The organism is Acidovorax sp. KNOB132 (assembly GCF_057541515.1).
This window is the reverse complement of sequence record NZ_BAAJYT010000213.1, coordinates 1-6,034: the sequence shown is the minus strand read 5'-3', so window position 1 is coordinate 6,034 and position 6,034 is coordinate 1. Positions and strand designations below refer to the sequence as shown.

General features: G+C 66.8%; 5 protein-coding genes and 2 pseudogenes. 1 reads left to right on the top strand and 6 read right to left on the bottom strand.

The genetic code is table 11. The features are described from left to right. From AC27IO_RS19100 to AC27IO_RS19085, 4 genes and pseudogenes are all read right to left on the bottom strand, one after another. Nucleotides 1-401 (bottom strand): annotated as a pseudogene (locus AC27IO_RS19100) (DoxX family protein); the annotation flags it as partial. A gap of 14 nt (nucleotides 402-415) precedes the next feature. Next, nucleotides 416-2,305, bottom strand: a complete 1,890-nt coding sequence (locus AC27IO_RS19095; RefSeq protein WP_498740220.1) for an amidohydrolase — start codon at nucleotides 2,303-2,305, stop codon at nucleotides 416-418. 45 nt (nucleotides 2,306-2,350) lie between these two features. Next, entirely contained in the window at nucleotides 2,351-3,037 is a 687-nt protein-coding gene (locus AC27IO_RS19090) for a hydrolase (RefSeq protein WP_272566992.1), read from the bottom strand. A gap of 110 nt (nucleotides 3,038-3,147) precedes the next feature. Continuing rightward, a complete protein-coding gene (locus AC27IO_RS19085) occupies nucleotides 3,148-3,873 on the bottom strand; it encodes a pirin family protein (protein WP_498740218.1) in 726 nt (241 codons plus the stop codon). Nucleotides 3,874-4,059: 186 nt separating this feature from the next. On the opposite strand from AC27IO_RS19085, the gene AC27IO_RS19080 reads away from it, so the two are divergent. After that, nucleotides 4,060-4,962 carry a LysR family transcriptional regulator gene (locus AC27IO_RS19080; protein ID WP_272566988.1) on the top strand — a complete coding sequence of 301 codons (903 nt, stop codon included), beginning with the start codon at nucleotides 4,060-4,062 and terminating at the stop codon, nucleotides 4,960-4,962. A 58-nt stretch (nucleotides 4,963-5,020) separates the two neighbouring features. On the opposite strand, the gene AC27IO_RS19075 is transcribed toward AC27IO_RS19080, so the two are convergent. Next, nucleotides 5,021-5,464 carry a hypothetical protein gene (locus tag AC27IO_RS19075; RefSeq protein WP_487091018.1) on the bottom strand — a complete coding sequence of 148 codons (444 nt, stop codon included), beginning with the start codon at nucleotides 5,462-5,464 and terminating at the stop codon, nucleotides 5,021-5,023. Further along, nucleotides 5,464-6,034: pseudogene (locus AC27IO_RS19070) on the bottom strand (RHS repeat-associated core domain-containing protein); the annotation flags it as partial. The pseudogene AC27IO_RS19070 and the gene AC27IO_RS19075, both read right to left, overlap by 1 nt.

The window sequence follows — 6,034 nt, the reverse complement described above, 5'->3', positions numbered from 1 at the left end:
CATGGAGGCCTCCCAGGTCGTGCCAGGCGACGGGCAGCATGCCGCCCACCAGGCCCCAATGTTCGAAAAATGCGTTGGCGGCGCGCTGCCGCTCGGGCGGCGCCACCTGCCAGAAGCGGTCGGCCAGGAACGCCGCCAGCACGGTGAATCCGGCCAGCGCCAGCGCGCCCAGCCAGCGGTGCCAGCCCGAGACGATGAGCAGCGAGGCACCCAGCTGCAGCGCGATGGTGGCCGCCGCGACGGGCGCGGCGGGCGCCCAGGCCGAAACGGCGCATCTCGGCCACGGCGCCGGCGAAGTCGCGCGCCTTGCCGATGCCGCCCTGCAGGTAGGCCGCGCACAGGCACAGCAGCGCGAGCGACTGCACCCAGGGCGCGGTGAAGGCGCCGCGCAGCGCGTCCATTCCGTTCGCCACGGTCACACCGCCCAGCAGGCGCAGCCCAGGGCGCCCCAAAAGCCCTTCAGGTCGGCAATCGGCAGCCGGCTGCTCCAGGCCGTGGCGTGCTGGTGGCCGTGCACATTGCAATCGTTGGCGCAGGCGCACGCCGCGGCGGCGCGGCGCACCACGGCCTGCAGCCGCGCGCCCTCCTGCGTGCCCCAGCCGGCATAGCCACCGAAGGTGCGCACGGGCGACCAGTCGGGCATGGCGGGCGGCGGTGCCGCGTCGTCGAAGCGGGCGAAATCACCGGCGCCATACACCACCTTGCCGCCCACCACCGTGAGCAGCGCCGTGGTGTCGGCGATGTCGGATTCGGGGCAGGCGAAGAAGTCGCGGTCGGGCACGGTCAGGTCCGCCAGCTGGCCGGCCTGGATGCGGCCCTTCTTGCCTTCTTCGTTGCTGAACCAGGTGACGTTCTCGGTCCACAGCCGCAGCGCCGCTTCGCGGTCCAGGCAGTTGCGCTGCGGCGTGATCTGCAGGCCGCCCACGGTCTTGCCCGTGATGAGCCACGACAGCGACACCCACGGGTTGTAGCTGGCCACGCGGGTGGCGTCGGTGCCGGCCGAGACCTTGACGCCCTTGTCCAGCATGCGCTTGACGGGCGGCGTGGCCTCGGCCGCGCCGGCGCCGTAGCGCTCGACGAAATACTCGCCCTGGTAGGCCATGCGGTGCTGCACGGCCACGCCGCCGCCCAAAGCGGCGATGCGGTCGATGGACTTTTCCGAGATGGTCTCGGCATGGTCGAAGAACCAGTTCAGGCCGGCCAGGGGCGTGTCGCGGTCGACCTTCTCGAACACGTCGAGTGCGCGCTCGATGGTCTCGTCGTAGGTGGCATGCATGCGCCAGGGCCAGCGGTTGTGCGCCAGGATGCGCACCACGCCTTCGAGGTCGTCCTCCATCTCGGGCGCCATGTCGGGGCGCGGCTGGCGGAAGTCCTCGAAGTCCGCCGCCGAGAACACCAGCATCTCGCCCGCGCCGTTGTGGCGAAAGTAGTCCGTGCCCTGCTTGTATTGCGACGTGGCCGTCCAGTTCAGGAAGTCTTCCTTTTCCTGCTTCGGCTTTTGCGTGAACAGGTTGTAGGCCAGGCGGATGGTGAGCTGATCGGCATCGGCCAGTTCCTGGATCACCTGGTAGTCGTCGGGGTAGCTTTGGAAGCCGCCGCCCGCATCGATGGCGCCCGTCACGCCCAGGCGGTTCAGCTCGCGCATGAAGTGGCGCGTGGAGTTGACCTGGTATGCGTGCGGCAGCTTGGGGCCCTTGGCCAGCGTGGCGTAGAGGATGGCCGCATTGGGCTTGGCCAGCAGCAGCCCGGTGGGATTGCCGGCTGCATCGCGCACGATCTCGCCGCCGGGCGGCGCGGGCGTGTCGCGCGTGTAGCCCACGGCGCGCAGCGCGGCGGCGTTGAGCAACGCGCGGTCGTACAGGTGCAGGATGAACACCGGCGTGTCCGGCGCCACGGCGTTCAGCTCGGCGATGGTGGGCAGGCGCTTCTCCGCGAACTGGTGTTCGGTGAACCCGCCCACCACGCGCACCCACTGCGGCGCGGGCGTGACCGCCACCTGGCGCCGCAGCATGCCCATGGCATCGGCCAGGCTTTTGACGCCGTCCCAGCGCAGCTCCATGTTGAAGTTGAGCCCGCCGCGGATGATGTGCAGGTGGTTGTCGATCAGGCCCGGCAGCGCGCTGCGGTCGTTCAAGTCGATCCGCCGCGTGCCCGGCCCGGCCATCGCCAGCACGTCACGGTCCATGCCGACGTGGGTGAAGCGCCCCTGCGCGATGGCCACGGCACTGGCCGCGGGGTTGGCGCGGTCCAGCGTGGTGAAGCGGCCGTTGTACAGGATCAGGTCGGGAGGGGTGGGCGGGGTCATGGGCAGGCTCCTTGGGGGATCGGCAACGCGAAGGGTGCGCTCTTTTCAACCCTCGTGGGCGTTGAACATGGCCTTGGCATAGGTGATGCCCAGGCCGTAGCCGCCGCCGAACTTTCTGGCGATGCCGGTCGTCATGTCGTACGTGTCCGTGCGCGCCCAGTCGCGTTGCAGCTCCAGCAGATACTGCAGCGCCGTGATGGGCCGCGCACCCGCCTGCACCATGCGCTCCATGGCGCGGTGGTGGGCCTCGGTGGAGATGTCGCCGCTCGCATCGGCGATCACGTACACCTCGAAGCCCTGGTCGAGCGCCGACAGCGCCGGGCCCACGATGCACACGCTGGTCCACAGGCCCGCCAGCACGATGCGCGGCTTGCCGATCTCGTTGATGCGGCGGATCACGGCCTCGTCTTCCCAGGTGTTCATCGACGTGCGGTCCAGCAGCGCCTGGCCGGGGAACGGCGCGGTCACCTCCTCGAACATCGGGCCGCTGAAGCTCTTTTCCGCCACGGTGGTCAGGATCGTGGACACGCCGAAGCCCGCCGCCGCGCTGGCCACCAGGCCGGCGTTGGAGCGCAGCGTGATCGCATCGATCGAATGCGTGGCGAAGGCCATCTGCGACTGGAAGTCGATCATCACCAGCGTGTGGTCCTGCGGGTTCAGCAGCGTGGCGCCAGGCGTGGCGGTGGCGACGGGCTTGGCGGCGGCGTTGATGCGGGTGGCGGTGGCGGTCATGGCAAAACTCCTGGGTGGATCGAGTGAATGGAGGAGAGAAAACAAAAAACGGGGAATCGAAAGACAAGAAAGAAGGCAGGCGGGGCGGCGGTGCCGCCGCCCCTCACCGGTCAGTGCGGCATGGCGGGCAGTTCGTTGGGGCGCAGGTCGAACACCAGCACCTCGGCACCTTCGCCCCTGGCAAAGCGCAGGGCGCCAGCGTCACGGATGCGGGCGCCGTCGCCTTCGGACAGGCGCTCGCCGTTCACCTCCAGGCTGCCGCGGGCCACGTGCACATACACGTTGCGGCCGGGGCCCACGTCCAGCTCGGCGGCCTCGTCGCCATCGAACAGGCCGGCATGCACCCGGGCATCCTGGTGCACCGCCAGCGAGCCGTCGGTCCCTTCGGGCGAGATGATCAGCCGCAGCTGGCCGCGCTTTTCGGCCTCGCTGAAGTGCACCTGCTGGTAGCGGGGCGTGGCACCGGTCACGCCGGGCACGATCCAGATCTGCAGGAAGTGCACGGGCTCGTCGGACGAGTGGTTGAACTCGCTGTGGCGCACGCCGGTGCCGGCGCTCATCATCTGCACGTCGCCGGGGCGGATGACCGAGCCGGTGCCCATCGAATCCTGGTGCTCCAGCGCGCCTTCCAGCACATAGGAGAAGATTTCCATGTCGCGGTGGGGGTGCGTGCCGAAGCCCTTGCCCGGCGCCACGCGGTCGTCGTTGATGACCAGCAGGTCCGAGAAGCCTTGCTGGTTGGCATCGCGGTAATGGCCGAACGAGAAGGTGTGGTGCGAATGCAGCCAGCCGTGGTTGGCGTTGCCGCGTTGGTGGGCTTTGCGGATGTCGAGCATTGTGCGTTTCCTTTCGGTTTCTTCGATGAAATTCACACTGGGGGCCTGTCGCTGAAATCGCCTCGATTCCATTGGGCTTCAGTGCTGCGGTGAAGAAAGTATCCCGCGCCGTGATGGGGCGCAGGTTGAAAGGTTTGGCAGTCCATCATCGATAATTTCGATGATTCAATCCCCCGGCCTGCCCCCATGCTGAAACTCACCCTCGAAGCCATCGAACTGGTGGACGCCATCGCCCGCCACGGCTCGTTCGCCGGCGCCTCCGAGCGCCTGCACAAGGTGCCGTCCACCATCTCCTATGCCATCGGCAAACTGGAGGAACAACTCGGCATCGCCCTCTTCACCCGCAACGGCCCGCGCGTGGCGCTCACGCCCGCGGGGCAGGAGATGCTCAAGGAAGGCCGCTGGCTGCTCACGGCCGCGCACCAGCTCGAATCGCGCATGCGGCAGATCGCCACGGGGTTCGAATCGGAGCTGCGGCTGGTGCACGACTCGCTCATCCCCACCAGCGCGTTCAACCAGGACATCTGCGCCTTCGAGGACCTGCACTGCGGCACGCGCCTGCGCATCGGCTGCGAGGCGCTCACGGGCACCTGGGAGGCGCTGCGCGACGGCCGCGCCGACATCGTCGTGGCGGCGGGCGAAGGCCCGGCCGGCGGCGGCTACAAGGCGGTGGCCGTGGGCAGCCTGGCGTTCGTGTTCTGCGTGACGGCCACGCACCCGCTGGCGCAGCTGCAGCGCCCGATCACCCGCAGCGACCTGCTGGACCACACCGCCGTGGTGGTGGGCGACGGCGCGCGGTCGCTCACGGACCGCACCGTGGGCCTGCAGTCGGGCCAGCGCCGCATCACCGTGCCGTCCATGCAGGCCAAGATCGCCTGCCAGGCGGCGGGCCTGGGCCACGGCTTCCTGCCGCGCGCGTGCATCCGGGTGGAGCTGGAGACGGGGGTGCTGGTGGAGCTGCCGGTGGAGGAACCCCGACCCGACGAAACCTTCTGGCTCGCCTGGAAGCCCGATCACATGGGCGAGGCGCTCAAATGGTGGCGCCAGCGGCTGGACCGGCCGCTGCTGCCGGGCATCCTGCCGCAGTGAGGGCGCCGCCAACTCGGCCGATCACAGCGGCAAGCGTCGCTGCGACGGCCGATTCCCGTCAGGGGGGTGCCAGCCGCTGCGGGAATTTGCGATAGATCTTTTTCAGCACCCAGATTTCCCCGCATTCCAGGACCAACCACAGTGGGAAAAGCGGCATCACCATAAAGATGAAAAACACCCGCAAGGGAAAATAAAGGAGAAAAAACATCCCCACATAAAACCCGTGCAGCGGCTGCTTGTTCCTGATGAAAAACAGGATGAAGACGAGAAAAGCCAGGCCCGAAGTCAGAAGGACGTGGGCGCCCAGCAGCAGATAGGCCATCGCCTTGGGCAAATAATCATGGGCGGCCACCCATTTGGGCAGCAGTTCCTGAAAGGCCGATGCGACCATCGACAGAAAGAACACGAGGATGCCCAAGCCCAGAACGGCGAATGGAATCCAACACGCGTAAGCCATCCATTTCGAAGGGGCCTGCAATGCTTCGGGACGCGGGTTCTTCATCAATTCCAAATTCTCCTGGGGTCGTATTTCCATGCCGAGGGGTCCAGGGGCACAGGATTCGGCCATGTACCCTGTGGCCACAAATTACCGCCATAGAAGTTTTTGCTGACTCCGGATTCGGTGAAGGCCTTGTCGTGGTACGCATCGATTTCATTGCCTTGCGTACAGCCGTTTTGATCGACCTTGCCCGCAGCCTGCGCCGCCTTGTCCGAGGCGACCAGTTTCCCCCGGATGCTCGTCAAAACCTCGGACTGCTTGAGCGACTTTCCCTGGATGGCGGACTCTGCGACGAGGGCCGTTTTGACCACCGCGTTCACACTCATGTTTTCGCCCCGGCATATCAATGCCCCAGCCGGGTAATAACTGCATTGGGGCTTGCTTTTCGCCATGTCATCGTAGTAGCTGCAAACAGCCGTATCCCCTTTGCCATCGAACGATGGAAGGGACGGCATCTCGATATTGGTCCACTCGAACAGACCCAGCGGATCAATGTACTGAATGGGATTGACCGGATAGGTACTGGGATGCACGCCACCGGATAATCCAATGGGATCCTGCGTGATGTACTGC

Coding starts and splice junctions, on each gene's coding strand:
- AC27IO_RS19095 (WP_498740220.1), bottom strand. CDS start 2,305: ATGACCCCGCCCACCCCTCCCGACCTGATCCTGTACAACGGCCGCTTC.
- AC27IO_RS19090 (WP_272566992.1), bottom strand. CDS start 3,037: ATGACCGCCACCGCCACCCGCATCAACGCCGCCGCCAAGCCCGTCGCC.
- AC27IO_RS19085 (WP_498740218.1), bottom strand. CDS start 3,873: ATGCTCGACATCCGCAAAGCCCACCAACGCGGCAACGCCAACCACGGC.
- AC27IO_RS19080 (WP_272566988.1), top strand. CDS start 4,060: ATGCTGAAACTCACCCTCGAAGCCATCGAACTGGTGGACGCCATCGCC.
- AC27IO_RS19075 (WP_487091018.1), bottom strand. CDS start 5,464: ATGAAGAACCCGCGTCCCGAAGCATTGCAGGCCCCTTCGAAATGGATG.